Origin of the sequence: Pseudoalteromonas sp. APAL1 (assembly GCF_021532475.1) — a bacterium.
In the GTDB taxonomy this organism is placed as follows: Bacteria; Pseudomonadota; Gammaproteobacteria; order Enterobacterales; family Alteromonadaceae; genus Pseudoalteromonas; species Pseudoalteromonas lipolytica_C.
Genome location: NZ_JAKGAW010000036.1, coordinates 1 through 21,535, shown reverse-complemented (window position 1 = coordinate 21,535; position 21,535 = coordinate 1). Strand labels below are relative to the sequence as shown.

Below are 21,535 nucleotides of genomic sequence, written 5' to 3'. Positions count from 1 at the left end.
ACTAGACTATAAAATCATCACTGAAAAGCCACTTAACAGCAAAACAGACATAGTTAATACACTGACATACTTCACCCAAGAAACGGTAAAACTGTATAAAATCATGAGCATAACTACACTTAATGCCATATAACCACAAAACAGCAGAGCACCATAACCACCATCATTAAGCACACTAAGCAGCAAACTTAGTAAAATAGTGATCCAGCCACTCATCAAAAAGCTATGCCGCTGTTTTTCGGTTAATTTCTTTTTAAACACATCACGAAAATGATTGAACTTTGCAAGTGCAAAACAATTAAACCCCAAAAAGCAGAGACTAAATTGCAGTAACTCCATCATCCTTGTTGCTCCTTTAACAGCCTGTTTTTATTTGATTTAGCCTTATTTATCACGGTTTTATGGCTAGGTATTTTTTTGCTTTGTAGTAAAAACAGCAGCCCAGCACAAATAAACGCACTATCGATACCGAATAAAGCCCACTGTTTAGTTAGTAAATACGTGATCCAATTACCATCAGTCGTCAGTGCATTTACCACCGGCACTAAAAAGCAGGCTATGGCATTAAGCCATGCACTATAGCGCCAATGATGTTTTTCTCGGCCGCTCACAGCGATAATTAGCATCGCCAGCCAAGCTAAGAAAAACACGAGTATTTCTTTATCGGCACGCTCAGCTAACTCTAAAGGCAATAAACGGTTAGCAATAAAGAAAGCTGCTGTAGCAAAAGGTAAGCCCATCAGTGTGGCCAAATTTAGTGTCTCAACCAGCTTCAAGCCAAAGCTTGGTTTTTGGTCTGCTTTGAGTCTCTCGCGAAGGCGTTTTGCCCACATAATGCAGCCTGTAGCAATCATGGCACAACCAGCTACGCCACAGAAAAAATACAACCAACGCAGTAAAGGCTCCGCTAAGCGACCACTATGCAATGCGGTCATTGAGTCATAAAACTGTGCTGAAGCGCTCCAATCCTCACCAGAACTTGCTTCTAGTTCGCCGGTAACGCCATTAAATAAATAACGTGGTCCGTTATCTACAACATCTTTACCGGTTGCTAAATAAACCACTATTTGCGAGGTCGCTGTATTGGCATTTCTTACAAACACATAGCTAATGTCGGCATTTGGTGACTTAGTATAAATCTGATCCAACACGTCGTTAATTGCAATCAAGGGGCGCTGCTCTTCACTAGGCTTTGCACGTTTGTTGATGGGTAACGCTTCTTCAAACATTTGCTTCAAGCCATCTTCATATACAGTTTCAGCAGGGTAGGGGAACAACATAAATATGAGAGTGATAATCCCTGTATAAGTGATCATAATATGAAATGGCAGTGCCAGTACTGACGAAACATTATGCGCATCAAGCCAACTACGACTACCTTTGTTTGCTCTAAAGCTAAACATATCTTTAAAGATACGCTTATGGATCACGATGCCAGTAACCAGTGCTACCAGCATAAATAATGAGGCTAAACAAACAATTATACGTGCAGTAAATACGTCGATGTAATGTAAATCAAAGTGCAAGCGATAAAAAAAGTTGCCTCCTTTTGTATCGCGAGGCGCTGGCAATTGCTCTAAGGTATTTGGGTCTAAATGCGTATAGTTAAAAGGCGCTCGGCGCTGGCCTGGCTGTTTAGGCTCAGCATACCCATAGCTTAAAATAGGATTACGCGGCTCAGGTAAGTTTATTCGCCAAGATAATGAATTAGGTGCCTGATGTTGTAATTGCGCAAACACATAATTAATTTGCTCGGCTTGAGACTGAACACGTTGCACTTGGTGCTTTACATGATGCGTTTCGGGCTCAGCCCAAATAGTGATTTCATCTTTGAAAAAGCTGATAGTGCCTGCAAAAAATATCAAGAATAATAACCAGCATACCAATAAGCCCACCCAAGTATGAAGCCATGTCATGGAACGGAAAAAACTCTCTTTCATAGCCATCCCTTAATAAATGAAAGGGCCAGCAATTGCCCACTAGTAGTTAGTAAAATAGTGATCCAAACAGTCTTCAAAGACTTAACGGCAAACACCCAAATAAACACGCAACAGTAAAAAAATACCGAAAGAGTCGTGGTCAACAGCACGCTGTCGAGTTTATTAAGAGGTAGTAACACAGCTAATAATGAAATAAGTACACTGGTAAAAGCGTAACCCCCCATGATGGCTGCAACAAAACGCAAAAACACAGCGACACGATAAGAGAGGCTCACAGAGCGCTTTTTAGCTGTATTTTTAGGGCGATTGCCTGCCATTGCATCTAATGATTGAGAATGCATGATAATCCCTTAGAAAATAACACAAGAAGAAAAACCCGTATTATATCGCCAGCAAACAGAAAAGATAGTAGTTATCATTTGCATGCACGTATTAAATACTGAAACAGAACCAACTAAGTCGTTCTGTTAGTAAAATAATGATCTGCTAGCTTTGTTCTGTGCAATATCATATGGTGTTAAGTAAATAAAAAGGGAGTTGCAATGAAAACGATAGGCTTAATCGGAGGCATGAGTTGGGAGTCTACACAAAGTTACTACCAGCTTTTAAATCAAGGCATTAAAATGAAACTGGGGGGGCTGCACAGTGCCAAGATAGTGCTTGTCAGTCTCGATTTTGCCAGCATAGCAGCGCTACAACAGCAACAAGATTGGCCACAAATGGCCGAGATACTCATTAAAGCAGCCAAACAAGTTGAAGCTGCTGGCGCAGATTATTTATTAATTTGTACCAATACAATGCATAAACTAGCAGAGCAAGTACAAGCAGCCGTTGCAATTCCTTTGTTACACATCGCCGATGCAGTTGGTGAAAACCTGATCCAACACAACTTTAAAAAAGTGGCTTTGTTGGGTACCCAGTTCACTATGGAACAAGACTTTTACAAACAACGCCTAGCAGATAAATTCGCAATAGACGTGTTAATCCCTGATGTTCAGGGGCGTGAAACAGTGCACCGCATCATTTATGATGAACTATGTAAAGGCATAATCAAGCCAGAATCCAAAGCTGAGTATTTAACCATTATTGATAATCTTACTCAGCAAGGTGCAGAAGCGGTTATTCTTGGCTGCACAGAAATAGGATTACTAGTACAACAATCCGATACCTCAATACCATTACTTGATAGTACAGCAGTTCATTGCGCTATGGCGCTTGAGAATAGTTTAAAATAGGAGCAGATTATGTCGAACCACCATAGCTTAAATTATGTTGAATTTGCCGCCAAAGATTTAGCTGCAACAAAAGCATTTTTTCATCAGGTTTTTAAATGGCAATTTACCGATTATGGCCCTGAGTACACGGCTTTTAGCGCTGGTTCAGCGGGTCTTGATGGCGGTTTTTATCAAGCGCCATTAACTAGCTTAACCAGTAATGGTGGCGCGCTACTAGTGCTTTATTCAAATAATATTAAAGACACTCAAGCGCAGGTAGAAAAACACGGCGGCACAATTATTAAGCCCTTGTTTGATTTTCCTGGAGGCTGTCGTTTTCACTTCATAGAGCCAAGTGGTAATGAGTTAGCTGTTTGGTCAAAACAAGCATAGATCATATTTTTACTAACTGATGAGTACTCAATCGTTATTACAACAAGTTAGTAAATGCGTGATCTGTGAACCGCATTTACCACTTGGGGCACGCCCTGTTATTCAATTTAACCCACAAGCTCGCATTTTAATTGCCGGTCAAGCCCCGGGGATTAAAGTACATGAAAGTGGCAAACCATTCGATGATGCAAGTGGCCAAAGGCTTCGCTCTTGGCTTGGTGTAACGAGCGATGAGTTTTACGATGACTGCAATTTTGCTATTTTACCGATGGGCTTTTGCTACCCAGGCAAAGGCAAGTCTGGCGATTTACCGCCAAGAAAAGAGTGCGCTGTAGCATGGCGCGATAAACTTTTAGCGCAGCTCAATAATATTGAGCTCACCATTATCTTAGGTAAATACGCGCAGGCATATCATTTGTCTCACACTAAGCAGCTACCCTTAACTGAGTTAGTAAAATCGTGGCGTGAATATTGGCCAAGTTACTTGCCACTGCCCCACCCAAGCCCTCGCAATAATATCTGGCTGAAGAAAAATCCGTGGTTTGAGCAACAAGTATTGCCTGAGCTTGGTAATAAAATACGTACAATTTTAGCAAGGTAAAAAATGAAAAATACCTTTTTTGCTGAACACGGCTATTACCAAGTAAAGGGCCTTTACACAGAGAGTGAGCTTAGCAAGGTAAGGCCTATTCTCGATAAATTTCATCATCATTGGTTGCAAGAAAACCAAGGCTTTTATCAATCGAAAGGGATTAATAGCTCAGGATTGACTGGCGCCGCATGTTTAAGTACTGAGGAAAAGTGTACTCTTTTTGAATTTATCTGTGCCGATACATTATTAGAACAGGTTAAAGGCATTGTTGCTGTTCCTCAGTTTATGAATACTCAATTATTCTTTAATCCTTACAACCCCAAACAAGCAAACTATTGGCATCGCGATATGCAATATCACTTAGAGCTTGAAGCGCAAAAGGCAGCACTTTGCGGCCCTGAAGTATTGCATTGCCGCGTTGCTTTTGAAGATGAACTGGGCATAGAGCTAATACCGGGTAGTCATAAAAATTGGGATTCAGATGAAGAGTTAGCAGTTAGATTAGAGCAGCAGGGTGCTCGCAATAGTGACTCATTGACTCGCGGTAAACGTGTAGCACTCAAAAAAGGTGACTTACTTATATTTTCGGCAAATATGATCCATCGTGGCTTATATGGCATGAATCGTTTTGCCCTTGATATTATTTACTTTGAGCGGCACCCAAGTCTTAATGAGTTTGTACAAACTGGATTTTTACCAACTGCAGAACAAAAGCAGCAATTAAAAAACGCGATGGTATTTGAGTAAGCAAAAAAAAGCGGCTACTTAGCCGCTTTCTTTATTTTATTGTGCTGTTACTGCAACATTGCAAACAATTCTTTTAACTGCGGCATGTATTGCTTAACTAAGTTAACGTTACTTTCGCTTACATCCACTGTTGCAGTACTTGCTTTAACACCTTCTAAAGCACCCACCATTGAGCGAGTCCCCGCATCTGATGATGATGCCGTTAAGCTCTGTAAACCACTCATTGCTTGATTTACACGTTGCTTGTTCTCTTCTGACATTCCCGCTTTAAGGTTTTCTAAATACGCCATTGATACCTCTGAGCCAACAGTAACTAACTGTTCTGGCGTAAACCCGTATTGCTTGGTTAACGCTTCAAACTCCGTATAAAGCTCATGCTCTTTAATGTGACCTAACGCATTCATAACTGACGAACTATCTGCATTTCCTAGCATACCACTTAGGTCAACAGTATTCAGTTCTGGCTGGTTTTGTGACCAGTTAACTACAGCAGGTAATGCTTTAATGTAACGCTGTAATTGGTTCTCAGTTATATCTTCAGCGAGACTTGAAAAACTCATTGCAAGTAAACTGATTGAAAAAAGTAGGGCTTTCATGTGGATCTCCTTTCGTTCATATTTGTCGCAACTAGCATGAATCAAAGGGCAATTATACTCAGCTAATTACAAATGTTACACTTGCATTTTTATCACAGCTAACTGAACCTGATGTTAATTATTTCTAATACTGTCACTATCGATGAATGGGAGCTCGACTTTAGCGCAATTCGCTCACAGGGTGCGGGCGGACAAAATGTCAATAAAGTTGCCAGTGCTATTCATTTACGGTTTGATATAAAACGCTCTAAGCTACCTGACTTTTATAAACAACGTTTACTTAATTTAAATGACTCTCGAATCACCAAAGAAGGCGTTATAGTCATTAAGTCGCAAACACATCGAACTCAAGAATTAAATAAAGAAGACGCACTTAATCGATTAAAAGAATTGATCATCAGTGCTACTCAAGTACAAAAAAAGCGAAGGGCTACAAAACCCACCAAAAGTTCTCAGCGGAAACGCATGGATAGCAAAACAAAAAGGGGACAAACAAAGGCATTAAGGAAAAACATCGATATATAACTTTATTGTTAACAGACCGCTCAAAAAGCAAACAAAACTGTAAAGAAGTGTAACGTGTTAACAAAGTTAATTGATGGTTAACTCCACTAATACTATAATATTCATACTATCTCACTTATTTGCAAGGAGCCGCTGATGGGTCTCAAAACACACATTGTTGCGTCGTTAATGATAACGCTGTCAGCGCTGCCAATCACCAGCCACGCTGTTGATTCTTGGCAAGCCGGAAGCGCTTACCCGCAAGGAAGTGAAACTTGCTACAATGAAATTCTTTACAAAGCTAGATGGTGGGCAACGCCAGGTGAAGAACCAGGTAGTTCACAATGGGGGGCATGGGTCGCTGATGTCGCTTCAAAAACATGTGTAGAGAGCGTCGTTAACAAACAAGAAAACCTACTAAAATCGTTACCGACTATTATTGAAAATAATCAGAAAAAAGAGAGCTCAAATTAGCTCTCTTTTTTAATGATTTACTAGTCAAATGTATGGTGACGAGTTACTTCAAAACGATTAAGTAAGTGATGCATTACATAGACCGCACAAAGACTTACTAAAATTGCCACTGACACCGACGAAAATCGATATAACGCGCTGTATACCAGATCTTGGCCCGGCCCTAATGATTGACCAAACAAAATGCCAAATGTGGTGATAATACCAAAACCAACACCCGGAATACCGCCAGCAATAATTTGATAACGACTAAAAATAAAAGTCAAAATCCATAAAATTAACGCCGGAAATATCAAAATATCGGTATGGTTATACAAAAATAACTGTGCCACTAACGCTAAGTTACATCCAATCAATGTACCTATCGCACGTTGCCATGCAGCCATACCTGCCGCTTTCCAGCATAACGAAAACAAAATCAGTACCGACGCTGCTTGAGCTGAGATTGAATCTTGTAAGTCAAATACCTGAAATACAACAAATGACAAGGTTGCTACGGTTGAACAAAGTAATACTTCATGACGCACACTTTCTTTTGCTTTTTCTGGCATAACCCGACCTTGGCGTGGTGCAACATCAGGAAATAAACCATGCATTAGCATCGAGAACACCACAGTAACCACAACAGCAACGGCATTGCTAATGATCAACGGATAAATACTTACCCCACCACCGGTGTAAGTCGAAAAATGCAATTGAATAGACAAACTCACCACCGTTGTGGCACCAAATAAAAAGTTAGCGCCACGGCTCATTTGATAAAACAAAAAAGCAAATGCGATAAAGCTCATCATCGTCATAACCACAGGCAGGTGTGCAAATAGACCTTGCACAACTAGTACAAACAGTGCACTAAACACCGCGCCTGCGTAAAACTGACGAATAATATGCATGTTAAGCACGGGTACTAAACCGAGCAATAACATAGGGTAAACTGTAAAAAAGATGCCATTAGGCCAGTTCATCAATTTTGCCAGTGCAAACCCTAATGCTGAGCCCGTGGCAATGCGAAGCGCTTGGCGCAAACCATTACCATCGAGTTGCAATACTGACATAACTTACCCTGCCTTAGTAAATAAAGTGCAGAACACTGATGAAGCGAATTTGCATGCTCGCAAACCAGCTGCCTATGCTTGAGTCAGGCAAAAGCTGAACAGTTGCACGCGCACCACTTGGAAATTTAGCCAGCATCTGGTGTTCATCTAGTTGAATATGAATACGTTGGCGCTGTGCATCACGTACCCAACGATTACTACTTTCAGTAGCACTGAGCAAACCGTTTGCATTAAGCTGACCATCACTCACACCTGCTTCAAAGCTAATAATTTTGCCCGTAAACACTTTGCCCGGTAGCGCATCAAAGCTTACTTTTGCAGTGCTACCAATTTCTACATGAACCAAAGACTTTTCACGAAAATCTGCCACTAAATCAGCTTTATTAGCAACAATCGCCATTAGCGGCTGGCCCTTATTTGCATAGGTACCCGGTGTTACTTGTAGGTTGGCTGTTTTACCGTCGGTATCGGCTGTCACTGTAGTATACGACAGGTTTAGTTTCGCTTGCTCAAGCTGGTTTTGGGCATGGCGAAGCGCTAAATTGTCATCACCTATTTTACCGCGTGCTAATTTGGCCTCGCTAAGCTTCGCTTCAATCGCAGCCACATTTGCCTTGCTTGATTGGTAGTTCGCATTGATTGTTTCGTACTCTTGCTCCGAAATAGAGCGCTTTTTCAATAACGACTCACCGCGCTCAAATAAAAGCGTTTGTTCATGCAGTTTTGCCTGTGCTGCCGCAAGCTGAGCTTCTATTGCCTTAACACTGCTATCTAAACGTTGGTTTTGTAGTTTCGCATCATCATAAGCGAGTTCTGCCTGCTGAACGGCAAGCTTAAAAGGCTCGTCGTTAATCTTAAACAAGGCTTGCTGCTTTTCGACTGCTTGATTGTTGGTGACTAATACGTCAGTCACGCGCCCACTTACTTGCGGGGTCACTTGCACAACAGGGTGATAAACACGGGCCTGCGGTGTGACAGGCATGTACAGATCAGCAATCACAAAATATAAAAATAAAACAATAAAACCCGCTAAAGAGATTTTTACGTAACGGGCAAATTTTTGGTCCGGTGTCATAAGGTTACTTATCTCCTGAATAATGACGGATACACTGACGGGCATTTTGCTCCATCTGAATTAAACCATGCGCCATCGTATCGAGTTGCTCTGTGGTTAAGTCAGCATAAAGGTGCTCTTTCACATCAGCGATAATCACCTGTAATGTGTCTAACAATTGTAGACCTTGCTGTGTGAAGTACAGACGTTTACTGCGTTTATCGTCTGCATCAGCTTTGCGAGCAATAATCTCTTGTTGCTCAAGCTGCTTAATAGTGCGAGTTAACGATGGCATTTCAATGCCCAAGCTATTTGCCAACTCTTGTTGGGTGCAACCTTGGTTTAGATGAAACAGGTGCATCATCGCGGTCCAACGAGATTGAGTAAGCCCCAAAGGCTCGACCGCCAAGGTTACAGCATCGCGACATAAACGATGCACACGGCCCATACTGCCGCACAGTGTTAAATCAAGAGTTTCGTGAAAAGGGGGAGTAGAAGACATAATGCGCTCCATTTACTTAGCATGCTAACTATTTTAATGTAGTTAGCATGCTAAGTAAATGTTGATGCAATTAATAAAACAGATAGCTATGTTCTATAAAAGCGAACAACCGCAAAAGTTATGCGACGAATAATACTATTTTGCAATTAACTCTTTGATATGGCTTTCATAGAGGTCTAATTTATCAGCAACAAATCCTGTATGTTGGAACCGTACTAAGCCCTCTTTATCGATTAAAAAACTACTAGGCATTCCTTTAAGTTGGTATTGCCTGCCAATAACAGCATCAGGGTCGTAAATAATAGTAAAGTTCACTGCAAACTCAGCTAAAAACGCATCGGCATCACTGCGCTCAACATCAATATTTACAGCTATCACTTCAAGCCCTTGCTGTTGATACTTGTTCTGCATCGCTATAAACCAAGGAAACGACCGTCGACATGGACTACACCAAGATGCCCAAAAATCGAGTAACACAACTTTCCCTTTATATTGGCTCAGTAGTTTAGACAATTGCTGCTGACTTGCAGTTAAAGGAGCAGTAGAAGATTGCTCTGCCATAGCAGCAGAGCCCGTTAATAAAAGAAGTGCAATTAAGATGTGTTTGATCATTGATAATTTAACAAGTTCGCAGGTGAATATTGGTCAGTGAGTACCTTGGTATCCGCGGGCCAATCTTGATTACCCTTAGTATAAAACAAATGTTCACGCAGTAACTGCAAATCAACGTCGTAAGGGGTTAACTTACTTGCTAACTTGTTGGCGCGCTCAGTTAACTGTTGCTGGCTAGGCATAGTCTCGAAGCCAGCTAAAATAATGCGATTAGAGTTTTCATCGGTCACAATATTAACAAAGTCACCAAACACATCAAAGTAAGTTGCCGACTCATGCTGGTACAATTTACTCGATGAAAAAGTATTTGCTGCAACAATGCCGCCATCAGCCAGTATACTTTTTACTTCTGCAAAAAATTCCTTAGTGAGAAGGTGCTCAGGGATATAATCGCCATTAAAGGCATCAAGAATTATCCAATCGTACTTTTGCTTTTTAAGTGCAGCGCGTTTGATAAAAATACGCCCATCTTGCACTTTAGATGTCACATTATCGGTTTCTACAAAACTAAAATAATCACGGGCGACTTTTATTACTGCAGGGTCAATTTCGACATTTTCGATACGCGCTTCAGGATAAAGCTCATGTATAGTATTAGAGAGTGAGCCACCTCCCAAACCAATGATCAATACATTCTGCGGGTTATCAATAAATAGTAGGCTTGCAAAGGTCATTTTGGTGTAATTAAACACCAGCTTTTTAGGCTTACTTTCATACATACAACTTTGCGTACTTTTACGAGTTTTTTCGTTGAATTTTAAACACAGTAAGTCGCCAGACTTCTCAACTAAGATATTGCGATAAAGCGAGCGCTCTTTATGGATTACTTCAGCCAACCCGCTAAAGGGCAGCACTATGAGCAAACAAATCATTAAGACTCTAAACATACAGTACGCTCCTTTGTTTTTATTTGACTAACAGCAATTGCAAGCAAACCAAGCGCGCCTAGTACCGCTGCAAAGGTTTTAATAATGTCGTTAACATCAAAAGCTAGCACCATATAAAAAGAGGTAATAATCGTGCCAAGAGCGCTTCCTAGGGTGCTTACAAAATACAAACCACCGGCAACCTGACCACTTTTTTCATGATCGGTAACCAATAATCGCACTGAATAAGGAGAGATCATGCCCAGTATTGTTGTAGGGATAAAAAACAACGCCGTTGATGCCAGTAACGAGCCATAACGGCTGTCTTCAACATGAGTGAAAATAAAGGTCATAATTGGCTCGGCAAATAGTACAATCGGCACCACCATAATGCTCGCAACAAAGAAAATAAGACCGTATTTAGTTAACGAAGGGTTGCGAGTAGAGAGCTTGCCGCCAAGCAAATAACCGATTGATAAGCTCAGCATAAAAACAGTGATAATACTGCCCCATATATGCACACTACTACCAAAGTAAGGCGCTAATATTCGCCCGCCTAAAAGCTCAATTCCCATAATACAAAAGCCGCTACTAAAGGCTAGAAAGTAGATAAGCGCATTGATTTTATTCATTAAACACCCGCTGATTTTGTTGTTATTTTACCCATCTTAACCTGATGCTGATAAGGATGCCATGACTGTTTTTTAAGCTGTAAAGGCCGTTTACAAAATGATAGCTAACGAAATAAATAGTAAAAAAGGCTAGGTTAAAGCACATATGCTCTGGTATTTTAACGGGAACAAATAAGCAAGGATAAATGCAATGGATCAGCAAGTAACACACATCAATATCGACAACCCTACGACCTTATTTGGCCTCAAAGTTCGCACTAGCAATATAAACGAATTGAGTGGCGAAGGTGCCAAAATTGCAGGCTTATGGCAGCAGTTTTACACTGACATAGCGCCCAAATTAGCGCCATCTAGCCAAGTTTATGGCGTGTACACTCATTATGAATCAGATGTCACAGGGGAGTTTGATGTATTTGCGTGTACTGACCTGCAAGTCACTTTGCCAGAGATAGAACAAACGACACTCGCCACAGGTAACTATCTTCGCTTTAGTGGCAAAGGAGCAATGCCACAAACCGTTATCGATGTTTGGGGTCAAGTTTGGCAGTACTTTAGTAATGAACAGTGCCCGCATATTCGAGCATATAAAACTGACTTTGAGTTTTATAAAAGCAGTGAAGAAGTTGAAGTATTCATTTCGGTTGAATAACACTAAACACTATTTTTAGTGTAAAGCCCCATTACAAAATAAAGCCGCTTATTGCGGCTTTGTTGTTTGCTTAATTGGCGTATCTCAGCGCTAATTGTTCTACTTTAGCATAAGCATTAGTCAAAGACCGTTGGTGTCTTTGGTCGTTAAATTCTTGATACTCACAGGCTATTTCATCAATATACTGAACCCCTAAATACTTACTCAAGGTTTTAATGTGCGGCACTAAGTGGCTCATACTCTCGCGTATACCACCGGCCTCAAAACCAAACTCACCCGTTGAGGTAATAACCAGCAAACGTTTACCAGTTAACAGGGGTTGCAAAGGGAAATCCCCCCGCTGCAAGTCAAAATCAAACGTTTTATTGATCCTAACGATTTGATCAAACCATGCTTTTAATTGCGCAGGCATGCCATAGTTATACATAGGCGTTGATATCACTATAGTGTCAGCCTTAACCAACTCATTTATCAATTCATCAGATTCGGCCAGTACTTCTTTTTGCTCTAGCGTTAACTTGTTGGCTGGCGTAAACACAGCAGCAATCCAGGATTGGTTAATAAATGAAGGTGGATTAATCCCAACATCACGGTAAATATACTCAGCTATAGCATTGTTTTGCTGTAAATGATTTACAAATTGCTTAGCAATATTTTTAGAGATTGAGTCGTGGTTAGGATTTGCATTTTTAGCTGAACGCACACTAGCATCAATGTGTAGCAGAGTAGTCATAGTAAATACCTCATTAGTTAATGTGTTGGTATCATCATTAAATGAGGGCCATTTAACAAACGAGTTATAATTCACTATAAGTAAGTTATACTCATCTATAAATTTAGACGGGTTCAACTATGCATATATCATTACAAGCTTTAAAAGCCTTTGAGTCAGCTGCACGATTAGGTAGCTTTAAAGCAGCCGCCGCTGAACTTGCGATTACGCCTACAGCGGTATCGCACCACATTGCTAATCTAGAAAGTCGCTTGAATACTGATTTATTTCATCGCGAAGTGAGAAAGATTACCTTAACTGCATCAGGCGAGTACCTAAGTCAAAACACAACTAGCGGCTTTAAGCTTATTTTTGCGGCAATTGAACAATTGAGCCAAGCACATAACCAAGTACGCATCACCACAACATCATCTCTAGCAGCCCTAAGATTAATACCCGCTTTAGAAGAGCTAAATAACGAAAAACCGCATTTACAGCTTGATATATCAACCAGTGAAACTTTAGATAAGCAACTGCATACCTTGCCTGTTAGGCTAGGAAATAGTGAGGAAGTAAACAAAGCAGATATCATCAAATATGAGCGCTTTGATATGTTTGCGGCAAACGCGCAACAAAGCGCCCCTTGGCTTGATAAGCAGGTTACTTTATACACCAGCCAATGGAAAAATAATGCCCTACCAGCCCCACCATTAATGCAGTGGCTCAAAGTAAATAACCTAAGTGATTCATGTTTCAAGGTAAAAACATTCGATCAAGAACTGTTTGGTATAAATCAGGTGCTCGCCAATAAAGGCGTGGTTTTTTGCTCAAAAACCTTAGTGCAACCTTACCTAGATGCAGGGTTACTAACATCGTTTAATAGCCAAGATGTTGAATCAAAACTGTGTTACTACATTCCCGAAAAATCTCGCTTCGAAACAGCAACGCATAACGTTGTGATTGAATGGCTTGAGCGCTTACTGAATTAATGCTGTACAAATAACCATCATTTAAGTTACTGTGGTTTTGTAACTTTTAGTCACCAATAAGGATGTTGTTGTGTATAAATTACTCTTATCTACCTGCTTATCTCTCGCTGTTTTTTCTACTAGCGCAGCGAAAATTATCGATGATGAACGCGTCACAAAAGAAACAGACTGCTTCACAGGCATCTTTGCTGACTATGATTCGTGGCACCAATTTATAGCGCAAAAGAATAAACGCAAAGCTAAAAACGAAGAAGCATACTTCAAGCGCATAAAAGCCTTTGAAGAAATCTTTCCACAAAGTATGTTCGATAACTTTAAAACGAATTTAACCTGCCATATTTTTAAATATCAGGTCGATAATGTTGAGGTGCTTGGATATATCATCAAACCTAAAGTCACCAAGAATAAGCTCCCAGTATTAATTTATAACCGCGGCGGTAACGGTAATTTTGGCAATGTTTATTTTGCTGCAATGATGCGCAATTTATTTCCTTTAGCGGAGCAAGGCTTTGTGGTTATCGGCAGCCAATACCGCGGTACATTAACTAAAAATGATGATTTAGATGAGTTTGGTGGCAAAGATGTTAATGACGTACTTGCGCTTATTGATTTTATTCCGCACATAGCAAGTGCAGATGAAAACCGCATTGGCATGTTAGGAGTAAGTAGAGGCGGCATGCAAACCCACCTTGCGATGCAACACACAAACAAGGTTAAAGCTATTGCAACCATTGCGGGAGCGACCGATTTAGTCAAAGAGCTTACGTTTAGACCTAACATGGAAAAAAACGTCTATGTGCGTCGTATCCCCAATTATAAAGAGAACAAACAAGCAGAGCTTGAAGCACGCTCTGTTATGAACTGGGTTGATAAGCTATCGCCTAAAGTGCCCATATTACTTATTCATGGCAGTGACGATAAACGAGTATCGGTCGATAACTCAATTCAATTTGCCAAAGCGCTAGAAGCGCATCATATCCCCCATAAACTCGTGGTGTATGACGGTGACAACCACTTTTTAATGGACCATAAAGAACAACTAGAAACAGAGCTAGTTGATTGGTTTAACAGCTATTTGTAACTTTGTTTTGAAACTAAAAAGGGCCAAACAAGGCCCTTTTCATTACACACTTCGCTCGATAATCCAATAGCTCGCAGCCGCCATTGCCAGCACTGATAATTTGCTTCAAACATTTGATAGCTTTCATCTAATCGCTTTCTTTGTGTAACGGGGGTTTACAATTTGCATAAAAAAACCGCAGCTTAAAGTTGAAGCTGCGGTTTTTAACTAAAGCATATTTACTTATTGAGTAGATGCTTTTCGAAGAAGTTAGCCATCATAGTGTGATAGTGCAGGGTAGTGCCATCACCTTCACGTAGGCTGTGAGAACGGTTCGGGTAAGAGAAAAACTCGAACTGTTTATTGTGCTTAACTAATTCGTTAATTAAACGTTCTGAACCTTGGTAGTGTACGTTATCATCTCCGGTACCGTGGATCAGTAGCAACTTACCTTGCAGGTTTTTTGCAAAGGTGATCGGAGAGGTGTTGTCGTAACTTTCAGGATCGGTATTTGGGTTACCCGCATAGCGCTCTTGGTAGATAGTATCGTACAAGCGAATATCTGGCACTGGGGCTGAGGCAATACCCACTTTATATTTATCACCATGGCGGAATAACAAATTAAGTGTTGAACTACCGCCACCTGAGTGACCCCATACACCAACACGGTCGGTATCAATGACATCCCAACGTTTTGCCATTGCATCAAGGGCGTCAACTTGGTCTCGTACGGTAATAGAGCCTATTTTTTTGTAGATAGACTTACGCCAATCTCTGCCTTTTGGTGCGCGCGTGCCGCGGTTATCAACTGAGGCAACAATAAAGCCTTGCTGAGTTAAATACGACTTGTATAAGTAACTGTCGCCTTCCCAGCGGTCTTGTACTGTTGAGCCCCATGGCTCACCGTAAACATAAAAGACGATTGGGTATTTTTTGCTTTTATCCATATTGGCAGGGAACATGATGTAGCCATCAAGCTCAACACCATCGCGCGCATTAACCTTAAAGAACTCGTGAGTCGGTAATTGCTCAGTCGCTAATTTCTCTTTTAATGCTTTGTTCTCAACTAAGGTTTTCACATTGCTATGATCGCTTACTTTGATGATCTCTTTCATTGGTGGCGTGCCAAACTTAGAGAAGGTATGCATTGCCCAAGAGGTATCTTTAGACATGTAATAGCTGTTTGAACCTTCAAATGACTCAGGCGTTACGCGCACCGGTTTATAGCTGCCATCAAGCGAGGTACGGAATAAATAACGCTGGCCTGGATCATCCGGTGATGCAGTAAAGTACATAACGTTTTTATCTTCGTTGAGCGCGAGCATATCAATGATGTCGTACTCGCCCGGTGTTAAATCAACAACCGTTTTACCATCGCGAGATACACGGTATAAATGGCGCCAACCATCACGCTCACTGTGCCAAATAAAGAACTTACCGTCTTTTGACCAGTTTGCTTTATAAAACCACTCAATAAAGGCATCGTCTTTATCTTCAAGAATTTTAGTCAGCTGTTGTTTTTGCCAGTCGAATAACCAAACCTTGTTGTGGCTTTGCGGACGGTTAAGATCTTGGATCATCAAAGATTCACCAGTACCTGCCCAGCTAATACGTGGGATATAACGATCACGATTATCGCCACCTAGTTCAGCCCAACGGGTTTTCTTGTCGCTAAGACTAACCACCCCCACTTTAACCGCAGAGTTCATCTCGCCGGCTTTTGGATACGGGAATTCTTTAAGGGTAGGGTAGAGATCATCAGTGTTATTGATCATGGTGAAGTATTTCACACCACTGGTATCAAGCTGCCAATAGGCAATTGATTTGTTGTCTGGACTCCAGCGGAAACCATCACGAATGGTAAATTCTTCTTCGTATACCCAGTCAAAATTACCATTAACAATGGTGTCGTTACCGTCAGTGGTTAAAGCAGTCACAGCCTTGCTGCCGACTTTTTCCATGTAGATGTTGTTATCACGCACGTAAGCTACTTTTGAGCTATCTGGTGAGAACTTAGCAAACATCAGCTTTTTCGCTTCGATGTTTTCGCCACCTAACTGATACAGCGAATCAGTTTCGAGGTTTAATAGCCAAAAATCACCACGGCTACGTGAGCGCCACACTTGCTCGCCATTGGTAAAAACCATCAGCCATTTACCATCTTTAGACCATTGGTAGCTTTCAACGGTGAGTGGCTCTTTCTCACCTTTGGGAATTAATTTTTCGTAGCTAACAAGTACCTTACGACCCGTGCCATCGGCGTTATAAAACACAATATCATTGCCTTTAACGCCGTGCTCATCGTCTTTAGCTTTATCGTCTTGGTTGTTTTTATCGCTTTCGCGCTCTTCAAGTACCGTATAACCAGTACCATCATCGAGCCATGTAAAATAGGTGCTACGCTCAGCTTTAAAGTCTTTTTCTTTATAAATTTGTTCAAGCGAGAGCGGATTAGCCGTTGCGTTCACTGTTGCTGATGGCGTGCTAGCTTGCTCTGTAGTTGAGCATGCCTGCAAACCTAAACCCGCAACCACAGCAAACGCAAGGGTTGATGTTTTTATTAAGTTCATTTTGTTGTTCCTAGGTTTTAACTTACCTAGCGTACCAAAATAAACTTATAAAATCTGAGCTTTTATCGTGTTATCAGGGGGGTTGAACTTAAACTCAATCGTCCCACAAGAACATACTGGCTTGCTTGTTGGCAATACGTAGTTCGTAGATATCACTACAAGGGCGCATCGCCGCACCATAGCAAACATGTAACGGCAATAAGTGCTCTTCACGAGGGTGACTAAAACGCGCCGCTGGGGCCATTTGCCACTCTAATAACTTAGCTTGTCGCTGCTGCTCACTCAGCTCAGTATTGCCACATACATCGACTAACCATTGCTCAAAAGCCATATTTTGCGCTTTAATTTCAGCTGTTTCAGGCGTAAAAAATGCGCGCATATTATGAAAAGTAAAGCCAGAACCAATGATCAATAAATTATCGTAATCAAGCTGTTGTAAAGCCTCACCTATCGCTAGGTGTAAGCTTGGCTCAAGGCTTGGATGTAACGACAATTGCACACAAGGTATATCTGCTTCTGGATACATAATTTTCAAAGGCACATACATACCGTGATCAAAGCCACGAGATGGGTTTAATGTGCTATCGATATTAGCCTTTGCCAATGCTTGATGTACTTTTTCGGCAAGGGCTGGTTCGCCAGGGCTTGGGTACTCAAGACTGTAAGCAGGCTCAGGAAAACCATAGTAATCATAAATTAGCTCTGGAGCAGCGCTCGAAGTGATGCTAATTGGGTTCGCTTCCCAGTGCGCACTCACCATCAAAATAGCAGACGGCTTTTTAATTTTTGCGGCAATAGCCTGCAAACAAGTGACCATATCAGCATGACTTGGATCGCCAAGTAAAGGCATAGGACCGCCGCCATGAGAAACAAATAAAACGCGTGGCTTTTGCATAAATGTGCTCCTTAAATATGCTTTTCATACCAATTCGCTTAATTAAGTAGTCTATTTTGAGGCAAAGAAACCTCGTTGATAGCAAGGCAAAAATTTCGTTATTTAGTTGTTCTAACTCAGAAATTTTTAACGCAGGTAGCGACAGGTTTAATCCCTCAAAATGATTAAGTATTATTGCGGATTGGTATATCTATAGTGCACGCACAGAGATACAATAACTAGCCACAAAAACGCACAGCTAGGGTGTGAATTTACACACCACTAGTTTGTAAGTACTAACTTATAAGCCAAGCAACGTTCATGGCGGGGACTTGCCCTCTTAAGCCACCTTCTAGAGGCTCTTTGCACAGTAATGTTAGTTGATAAAAAGCATCGTAGTGCTGATGTAGCTCATCGGCGACCACACTAAACGGCGGGCCCGAAAACTCACTTTGCTGATACTCAAATACCACCACTAACTGCTTTGCCTTATTGGTCAACTCTAGTAAATGTTGGGTATATCGAATGCGCATCGGCTTTGGCAGCGCAACTAAAGCGGCACGGTCATAAACCGCGTTGATAGTGCCAAGTTCATTCGCGGTAAGCGCAAAAATATCACCTACCCAAACGGTTAGATTTGCACCTTGGTAACGTAATAGTTCGCCATGTTGGCTAATTTCGGGTTCAAGCTTTAACTCATCAAATAACTGCTTAATGGCAATTTCACTAAGCTCAGCCCCTACAACACGCATACCTTGCGCTAGCAAATAATGAATGTCGTGAGTTTTTCCGCACAGTGGCACAAAAACAGTATCGCCTTGCTGTAAATTTAAGTTAGTAAAATACTGATCTAGATAACGATTAACGTCTCCCTCGTGAAAACCAATTTCGTTATTTTCCCAGCGTTGATGCCAATGCTTTGCGTCCATTACATAATCCTAAAATGTTTCAATAAAAACATGATAACTAATTACAAAAGTGATAAAAATAGCAAGATAAACAAACTATGATTGCATAAATGAGAACATGATTGACGATATTGCTCTATTCATACAGATTGTTAAACAAGGCGGCCTAAGTAATGCGGCTGAGAGCTTGTCGCTGCCTACCGCAACTGTATCGAGACGCTTGCAACGACTTGAGCAACGCCTTGGGGAGCAGCTATTAAACCGCTCAGCAAGGCAATGCACGTTAACGCAAGCAGGGGAGGTGTATTTTCAAAGTTATGTTGAATTAATTGAGCAATTTGAACAAACCCATCGCCAGCTTAATGAGCAAAAAGCACAATTGTCAGGAAAGCTTAAAGTTTTAGCACCTCTGAATATTAGTCATGGTTTCTTAAAGCCGATGTGGCTCGCATTCACTAAACAGTACCCTGATATTCAACTTGAGCTACTGCTTAATAATCAACTAGAAGATCTGAGTAAAAGCCAAGCTGATATAGCGATAAGAGTAGGGCCACAGGCCGATTCTATGCTTCATCAAAAAAAGTTAGGCAGTGTTGATACTTTATTTGTAAGCACTAAAGCATACCTTGATTCGGCACCTGCCTTAGAAGAGCCAGCTGATTTAAAACAGCATAGGTTAATTGGCACCACACTAAGAAATAAATGGCAGTTGAGCAATACACAAACGGATGCAACTTATAACCATATGTGCCGATTTGCGAGCACTTTTAACGACACTGGATTTGTAAAATACTTAGTTTGTGATGAGCAAGGTATCGCTTTGTTACCTCGGTTTGAGGTAATAGATGAATTAAAATCTCAGCAACTAGTTCAAGTATTGCCACACTGGCGAGGCGAAAACCGCGATATTTATGCTATTTGGCCAAGCGCACGTTTACTGAGTAAAAAGGCTGCCTGTTTAAAACAGTTTATAACCGACTACATTGCTGAAAAATTATAAAGTCTGCCATTGATACTCCATCTGTTTAGCAGTCAACAAGGCGTGTTCGTAGCTAATAAACTCAGCGACTAAAGCCAAGCTCATATCAATGCCAGCAGAAATACCACCTGAGCTGGTAAACTTACCATCAGTGACCCAACGAGTATCTGCAATCACATTGAGATCAGAAAACATAGCAGCCAGCTCAGGTTGATCTAGCCAATGTGTCGTGACATTTTTACCACTTAAAAGCCCCGTTTTAGCTAGCAAAAACGCCCCTGTACAAACACTCGCAACACGCTTGGTGTTAGTGGCTGTGTTTTTTAACCAAGCAATAACCTCTGCTTTTTCTAGCTCTCGTGTATGATCACCTCCAACCACAACAAGTAGATCTAGCAAAGGGCAGTCAGCAAAGCTGTAATGGGGGTTTACACTATAACCACCGCGGGCAAGTACAGGCCTATCATTTTCAGCAATTAAACTCACTTGCCAGTCATTATCCGCTAGACGCTTGGCAGTACTAAATACCTCAAATGGGCCTGAGAAATCGAGTACTTCAGCATCATCATAAATGTAAATTCCAATATTCATACAATTGTTCCTAATAACTGGATTTATTTCTCAAGCAAAAAATCGTACTATGCGATTTTCGCAGTCCGTTAATAACATATTATTAAACTGAGCACGGTATAGAAACAAAACTTTAAGGCATTGTTAATGCGTTTATTATTATTACTGACAGTATTGCTTGTTGGCTGTAAAACAACAGAGCATGCAGTGAATGAAATCAGTGAGATATCGCCGGGCACAATTTACTACAAAGGCGAAACTTCCAAAAAAAGTGTCGAAGAGTTTGAAAAACTATTAGTTAGTAGCCGTAACCAAATAGATACCTTAGTGATCAATAGTGAAGGCGGCGACGTTATGGCCGGCCTACATTTAGGTGGCTTAGTGCATGAGTATCAACTCAATGTTGTGGTACGCGAGCTTTGTGCATCGTCTTGCGCTAATTATGTACTTACCGCAAGTCCACATGTGCTTGTTGAAGAGCAAGGCGTTATAGGCTGGCATGGCGGCTCATTACAGCCACTATACGTGCCTATGGAACAGCCTCCTGAAGTTGCTAGCTATATTGCAAAATGGCAAACCGCAGAGCGACAATTTTTCGATATCATCAATGTTGAACAAGCCGTTACTATCATAGGGATGATGCCAGGCATTACCGAGAAACGTGATTCAGCTATGTATAGTTACGATGCCCAAACTCTAAAACGTTTAGGGTTACATATAGAGTTTGCAGGTGCGCAAACGGGGATGTCAGCAAGTGGCGAAAAAGTAGCGCAAGTATTCGAACTTGAGGAGTCTGTTCTAAACCACTTTTTAATGCTCAACGATATTGTTTCAGCAGAACTAATTAACTAATACCAATCTGCTTAATTAAGCGAATTGGTATAACAAAAAGGCCAACATGATGTTGGCTTTTTTGTTTTCGGCCCTAAACCACCTACTTCAGTAGGTGGTTATCATCATTTAGGCTTTGCCTGAAAAAATACTCATGTTAATTCCTTACTTGATTTTTAGCGAAGTCATATAAGGAAAAAACATGAGTAGAT

General features: G+C 41.1%; 27 protein-coding genes. 11 read left to right on the top strand and 16 right to left on the bottom strand.

Annotation, left to right across the window (positions count from 1 at the left end):
• Nucleotides 1–6: 6 nt before the first annotated feature.
• Genes L1264_RS15930 through L1264_RS15920 form a run of 3 tightly spaced genes read right to left on the bottom strand, consistent with a single transcriptional unit; the run spans nucleotide 7 to nucleotide 2,281 of the window.
• On the bottom strand, nucleotides 7–342 hold the full coding sequence (locus L1264_RS15930) for a DUF3325 domain-containing protein (RefSeq protein ID WP_135926659.1): 336 nt from the start codon (nucleotides 340–342) through the stop codon (nucleotides 7–9).
• Nucleotides 339–1,940 carry a PepSY-associated TM helix domain-containing protein gene (locus L1264_RS15925; protein WP_199526130.1) on the bottom strand — a complete coding sequence of 534 codons (1,602 nt, stop codon included), beginning with the start codon at nucleotides 1,938–1,940 and terminating at the stop codon, nucleotides 339–341. Before L1264_RS15925 ends, L1264_RS15930 begins: the two co-directional genes overlap by 4 nt.
• The gene (locus tag L1264_RS15920; protein WP_235382006.1) at nucleotides 1,937–2,281 is read right to left on the bottom strand and encodes a hypothetical protein; all 345 of its coding nucleotides are present in this window, start codon (nucleotides 2,279–2,281) and stop codon (nucleotides 1,937–1,939) included. Before L1264_RS15920 ends, L1264_RS15925 begins: the two co-directional genes overlap by 4 nt.
• A 201-nt stretch (nucleotides 2,282–2,482) precedes the next feature.
• On the opposite strand from L1264_RS15920, the gene L1264_RS15915 reads away from it, so the two are divergent.
• Genes L1264_RS15915 through L1264_RS15900 form a run of 4 tightly spaced genes read left to right on the top strand, consistent with a single transcriptional unit; the run spans nucleotide 2,483 to nucleotide 4,886 of the window.
• Nucleotides 2,483–3,175, top strand: a complete 693-nt coding sequence (locus L1264_RS15915; RefSeq protein ID WP_199526131.1) for an aspartate/glutamate racemase family protein — start codon at nucleotides 2,483–2,485, stop codon at nucleotides 3,173–3,175.
• 9 nt (nucleotides 3,176–3,184) lie between these two features.
• Nucleotides 3,185–3,547, top strand: coding sequence for a VOC family protein (locus L1264_RS15910; RefSeq protein WP_135926656.1), 363 nt, complete (start codon nucleotides 3,185–3,187; stop codon nucleotides 3,545–3,547).
• A 19-nt stretch (nucleotides 3,548–3,566) separates the two neighbouring features.
• Nucleotides 3,567–4,148 carry a uracil-DNA glycosylase family protein gene (locus L1264_RS15905; RefSeq protein ID WP_235404219.1) on the top strand — a complete coding sequence of 194 codons (582 nt, stop codon included), beginning with the start codon at nucleotides 3,567–3,569 and terminating at the stop codon, nucleotides 4,146–4,148.
• Between the two features lie 3 nt (nucleotides 4,149–4,151).
• The gene (locus tag L1264_RS15900; protein WP_199526133.1) at nucleotides 4,152–4,886 is read left to right on the top strand and encodes a phytanoyl-CoA dioxygenase family protein; all 735 of its coding nucleotides are present in this window, start codon (nucleotides 4,152–4,154) and stop codon (nucleotides 4,884–4,886) included.
• A gap of 47 nt (nucleotides 4,887–4,933) precedes the next feature.
• On the opposite strand, the gene L1264_RS15895 is transcribed toward L1264_RS15900, so the two are convergent.
• Complete coding sequence (locus tag L1264_RS15895) at nucleotides 4,934–5,482, bottom strand: short-chain dehydrogenase (RefSeq protein ID WP_199526134.1); 549 nt, start codon at nucleotides 5,480–5,482, stop codon at nucleotides 4,934–4,936.
• Nucleotides 5,483–5,593: 111 nt separating this feature from the next.
• Between L1264_RS15895 and arfB the strand changes: the two genes are divergently transcribed.
• Both arfB and L1264_RS15885 read left to right on the top strand, forming a co-directional pair.
• Nucleotides 5,594–6,007: an alternative ribosome rescue aminoacyl-tRNA hydrolase ArfB gene (gene arfB / locus L1264_RS15890; RefSeq protein WP_135926652.1), complete on the top strand. Its 414-nt coding sequence runs from the start codon at nucleotides 5,594–5,596 to the stop codon at nucleotides 6,005–6,007.
• A 135-nt stretch (nucleotides 6,008–6,142) separates the two neighbouring features.
• Nucleotides 6,143–6,460 carry a hypothetical protein gene (locus L1264_RS15885; RefSeq protein ID WP_135926651.1) on the top strand — a complete coding sequence of 106 codons (318 nt, stop codon included), beginning with the start codon at nucleotides 6,143–6,145 and terminating at the stop codon, nucleotides 6,458–6,460.
• Nucleotides 6,461–6,480: 20 nt separating this feature from the next.
• On the opposite strand, the gene L1264_RS15880 is transcribed toward L1264_RS15885, so the two are convergent.
• From L1264_RS15880 to L1264_RS15855, 6 genes are all read right to left on the bottom strand, one after another.
• A complete protein-coding gene (locus L1264_RS15880) occupies nucleotides 6,481–7,515 on the bottom strand; it encodes a DUF2955 domain-containing protein (RefSeq protein ID WP_199526135.1) in 1,035 nt (344 codons plus the stop codon).
• 13 nt (nucleotides 7,516–7,528) lie between these two features.
• The gene (locus L1264_RS15875; RefSeq protein WP_199526136.1) at nucleotides 7,529–8,590 is read right to left on the bottom strand and encodes an HlyD family secretion protein; all 1,062 of its coding nucleotides are present in this window, start codon (nucleotides 8,588–8,590) and stop codon (nucleotides 7,529–7,531) included.
• A 4-nt stretch (nucleotides 8,591–8,594) separates the two neighbouring features.
• Entirely contained in the window at nucleotides 8,595–9,071 is a 477-nt protein-coding gene (locus tag L1264_RS15870; RefSeq protein WP_135926648.1) for a MarR family winged helix-turn-helix transcriptional regulator, read from the bottom strand.
• 135 nt (nucleotides 9,072–9,206) lie between these two features.
• Nucleotides 9,207–9,683, bottom strand: coding sequence for a TlpA disulfide reductase family protein (locus tag L1264_RS15865; RefSeq protein WP_199526137.1), 477 nt, complete (start codon nucleotides 9,681–9,683; stop codon nucleotides 9,207–9,209).
• On the bottom strand, nucleotides 9,680–10,570 hold the full coding sequence (locus tag L1264_RS15860) for a spermidine synthase (protein WP_199526138.1): 891 nt from the start codon (nucleotides 10,568–10,570) through the stop codon (nucleotides 9,680–9,682). The genes L1264_RS15865 and L1264_RS15860 overlap by 4 nt, the downstream gene beginning before the upstream one ends.
• A complete protein-coding gene (locus L1264_RS15855; RefSeq protein WP_135926645.1) occupies nucleotides 10,555–11,181 on the bottom strand; it encodes a fused MFS/spermidine synthase in 627 nt (208 codons plus the stop codon). The genes L1264_RS15860 and L1264_RS15855 overlap by 16 nt, the downstream gene beginning before the upstream one ends.
• Before the next feature lie 190 nt (nucleotides 11,182–11,371).
• Here L1264_RS15855 and L1264_RS15850 point away from each other — a divergent pair, with 190 nt between their 5' ends.
• Nucleotides 11,372–11,830, top strand: a complete 459-nt coding sequence (locus L1264_RS15850) for a GyrI-like domain-containing protein (RefSeq protein ID WP_135926644.1) — start codon at nucleotides 11,372–11,374, stop codon at nucleotides 11,828–11,830.
• 70 nt (nucleotides 11,831–11,900) lie between these two features.
• Here L1264_RS15850 and L1264_RS15845 read toward each other — a convergent pair whose 3' ends face one another.
• Nucleotides 11,901–12,563 (bottom strand): FMN-dependent NADH-azoreductase, encoded by a 663-nt coding sequence (locus tag L1264_RS15845; RefSeq protein WP_235404218.1) that lies wholly within the window; start codon nucleotides 12,561–12,563, stop codon nucleotides 11,901–11,903.
• 119 nt (nucleotides 12,564–12,682) lie between these two features.
• On the opposite strand from L1264_RS15845, the gene L1264_RS15840 reads away from it, so the two are divergent.
• Complete coding sequence (locus L1264_RS15840) at nucleotides 12,683–13,531, top strand: LysR family transcriptional regulator (protein WP_199526140.1); 849 nt, start codon at nucleotides 12,683–12,685, stop codon at nucleotides 13,529–13,531.
• A 70-nt stretch (nucleotides 13,532–13,601) separates the two neighbouring features.
• On the top strand, nucleotides 13,602–14,612 hold the full coding sequence (locus tag L1264_RS15835; protein ID WP_199526141.1) for an alpha/beta hydrolase family protein: 1,011 nt from the start codon (nucleotides 13,602–13,604) through the stop codon (nucleotides 14,610–14,612).
• 218 nt (nucleotides 14,613–14,830) lie between these two features.
• Here L1264_RS15835 and L1264_RS15830 read toward each other — a convergent pair whose 3' ends face one another.
• The 4 genes from L1264_RS15830 to tmpT all read right to left on the bottom strand — a co-directional run bounded on the left by L1264_RS15830 (nucleotide 14,831) and on the right by tmpT (nucleotide 18,964).
• Complete coding sequence (locus tag L1264_RS15830) at nucleotides 14,831–17,161, bottom strand: S9 family peptidase (RefSeq protein WP_199526142.1); 2,331 nt, start codon at nucleotides 17,159–17,161, stop codon at nucleotides 14,831–14,833.
• 94 nt (nucleotides 17,162–17,255) lie between these two features.
• The gene (locus L1264_RS15825) at nucleotides 17,256–18,056 is read right to left on the bottom strand and encodes a DODA-type extradiol aromatic ring-opening family dioxygenase (protein WP_199526143.1); all 801 of its coding nucleotides are present in this window, start codon (nucleotides 18,054–18,056) and stop codon (nucleotides 17,256–17,258) included.
• Complete coding sequence (locus L1264_RS21510; RefSeq protein ID WP_442960450.1) at nucleotides 17,980–18,201, bottom strand: hypothetical protein; 222 nt, start codon at nucleotides 18,199–18,201, stop codon at nucleotides 17,980–17,982. Before L1264_RS21510 ends, L1264_RS15825 begins: the two co-directional genes overlap by 77 nt.
• A 130-nt stretch (nucleotides 18,202–18,331) precedes the next feature.
• A complete protein-coding gene (gene tmpT / locus L1264_RS15820) occupies nucleotides 18,332–18,964 on the bottom strand; it encodes a thiopurine S-methyltransferase (RefSeq protein ID WP_199526144.1) in 633 nt (210 codons plus the stop codon).
• A 97-nt stretch (nucleotides 18,965–19,061) separates the two neighbouring features.
• Between tmpT and L1264_RS15815 the strand changes: the two genes are divergently transcribed.
• Nucleotides 19,062–19,943, top strand: coding sequence for a LysR family transcriptional regulator (locus L1264_RS15815; protein WP_199526145.1), 882 nt, complete (start codon nucleotides 19,062–19,064; stop codon nucleotides 19,941–19,943).
• Here L1264_RS15815 and L1264_RS15810 read toward each other — a convergent pair.
• A complete protein-coding gene (locus L1264_RS15810) occupies nucleotides 19,938–20,513 on the bottom strand; it encodes a DJ-1/PfpI family protein (protein ID WP_235404216.1) in 576 nt (191 codons plus the stop codon). The genes L1264_RS15815 and L1264_RS15810 overlap by 6 nt on opposite strands.
• 126 nt (nucleotides 20,514–20,639) lie before the next feature.
• Here L1264_RS15810 and L1264_RS15805 point away from each other — a divergent pair, with 126 nt between their 5' ends.
• Nucleotides 20,640–21,344: a hypothetical protein gene (locus L1264_RS15805; RefSeq protein ID WP_235404214.1), complete on the top strand. Its 705-nt coding sequence runs from the start codon at nucleotides 20,640–20,642 to the stop codon at nucleotides 21,342–21,344.
• Nucleotides 21,345–21,535: the final 191 nt, after the last annotated feature.

Bases quoted from the DNA above. Each gene is read 5' to 3' on its own strand.
- L1264_RS15930 (WP_135926659.1), bottom strand. From the start codon at position 342: ATGATGGAGTTACTGCAATTTAGTCTCTGCTTTTTGGGGTTTAATTGT.
- L1264_RS15925 (WP_199526130.1), bottom strand. From the start codon at position 1,940: ATGAAAGAGAGTTTTTTCCGTTCCATGACATGGCTTCATACTTGGGTG.
- L1264_RS15920 (WP_235382006.1), bottom strand. From the start codon at position 2,281: ATGCATTCTCAATCATTAGATGCAATGGCAGGCAATCGCCCTAAAAAT.
- L1264_RS15915 (WP_199526131.1), top strand. From the start codon at position 2,483: ATGAAAACGATAGGCTTAATCGGAGGCATGAGTTGGGAGTCTACACAA.
- L1264_RS15910 (WP_135926656.1), top strand. From the start codon at position 3,185: ATGTCGAACCACCATAGCTTAAATTATGTTGAATTTGCCGCCAAAGAT.
- L1264_RS15905 (WP_235404219.1), top strand. From the start codon at position 3,567: ATGAGTACTCAATCGTTATTACAACAAGTTAGTAAATGCGTGATCTGT.
- L1264_RS15900 (WP_199526133.1), top strand. From the start codon at position 4,152: ATGAAAAATACCTTTTTTGCTGAACACGGCTATTACCAAGTAAAGGGC.
- L1264_RS15895 (WP_199526134.1), bottom strand. From the start codon at position 5,482: ATGAAAGCCCTACTTTTTTCAATCAGTTTACTTGCAATGAGTTTTTCA.
- arfB (WP_135926652.1), top strand. From the start codon at position 5,594: ATGTTAATTATTTCTAATACTGTCACTATCGATGAATGGGAGCTCGAC.
- L1264_RS15885 (WP_135926651.1), top strand. From the start codon at position 6,143: ATGGGTCTCAAAACACACATTGTTGCGTCGTTAATGATAACGCTGTCA.
- L1264_RS15880 (WP_199526135.1), bottom strand. From the start codon at position 7,515: ATGTCAGTATTGCAACTCGATGGTAATGGTTTGCGCCAAGCGCTTCGC.
- L1264_RS15875 (WP_199526136.1), bottom strand. From the start codon at position 8,590: ATGACACCGGACCAAAAATTTGCCCGTTACGTAAAAATCTCTTTAGCG.
- L1264_RS15870 (WP_135926648.1), bottom strand. From the start codon at position 9,071: ATGTCTTCTACTCCCCCTTTTCACGAAACTCTTGATTTAACACTGTGC.
- L1264_RS15865 (WP_199526137.1), bottom strand. From the start codon at position 9,683: ATGATCAAACACATCTTAATTGCACTTCTTTTATTAACGGGCTCTGCT.
- L1264_RS15860 (WP_199526138.1), bottom strand. From the start codon at position 10,570: ATGTTTAGAGTCTTAATGATTTGTTTGCTCATAGTGCTGCCCTTTAGC.
- L1264_RS15855 (WP_135926645.1), bottom strand. From the start codon at position 11,181: ATGAATAAAATCAATGCGCTTATCTACTTTCTAGCCTTTAGTAGCGGC.
- L1264_RS15850 (WP_135926644.1), top strand. From the start codon at position 11,372: ATGGATCAGCAAGTAACACACATCAATATCGACAACCCTACGACCTTA.
- L1264_RS15845 (WP_235404218.1), bottom strand. From the start codon at position 12,563: ATGACTACTCTGCTACACATTGATGCTAGTGTGCGTTCAGCTAAAAAT.
- L1264_RS15840 (WP_199526140.1), top strand. From the start codon at position 12,683: ATGCATATATCATTACAAGCTTTAAAAGCCTTTGAGTCAGCTGCACGA.
- L1264_RS15830 (WP_199526142.1), bottom strand. From the start codon at position 17,161: ATGAACTTAATAAAAACATCAACCCTTGCGTTTGCTGTGGTTGCGGGT.
- L1264_RS15825 (WP_199526143.1), bottom strand. From the start codon at position 18,056: ATGCAAAAGCCACGCGTTTTATTTGTTTCTCATGGCGGCGGTCCTATG.
- tmpT (WP_199526144.1), bottom strand. From the start codon at position 18,964: ATGGACGCAAAGCATTGGCATCAACGCTGGGAAAATAACGAAATTGGT.
- L1264_RS15815 (WP_199526145.1), top strand. From the start codon at position 19,062: ATGATTGACGATATTGCTCTATTCATACAGATTGTTAAACAAGGCGGC.
- L1264_RS15810 (WP_235404216.1), bottom strand. From the start codon at position 20,513: ATGAATATTGGAATTTACATTTATGATGATGCTGAAGTACTCGATTTC.
- L1264_RS15805 (WP_235404214.1), top strand. From the start codon at position 20,640: ATGCGTTTATTATTATTACTGACAGTATTGCTTGTTGGCTGTAAAACA.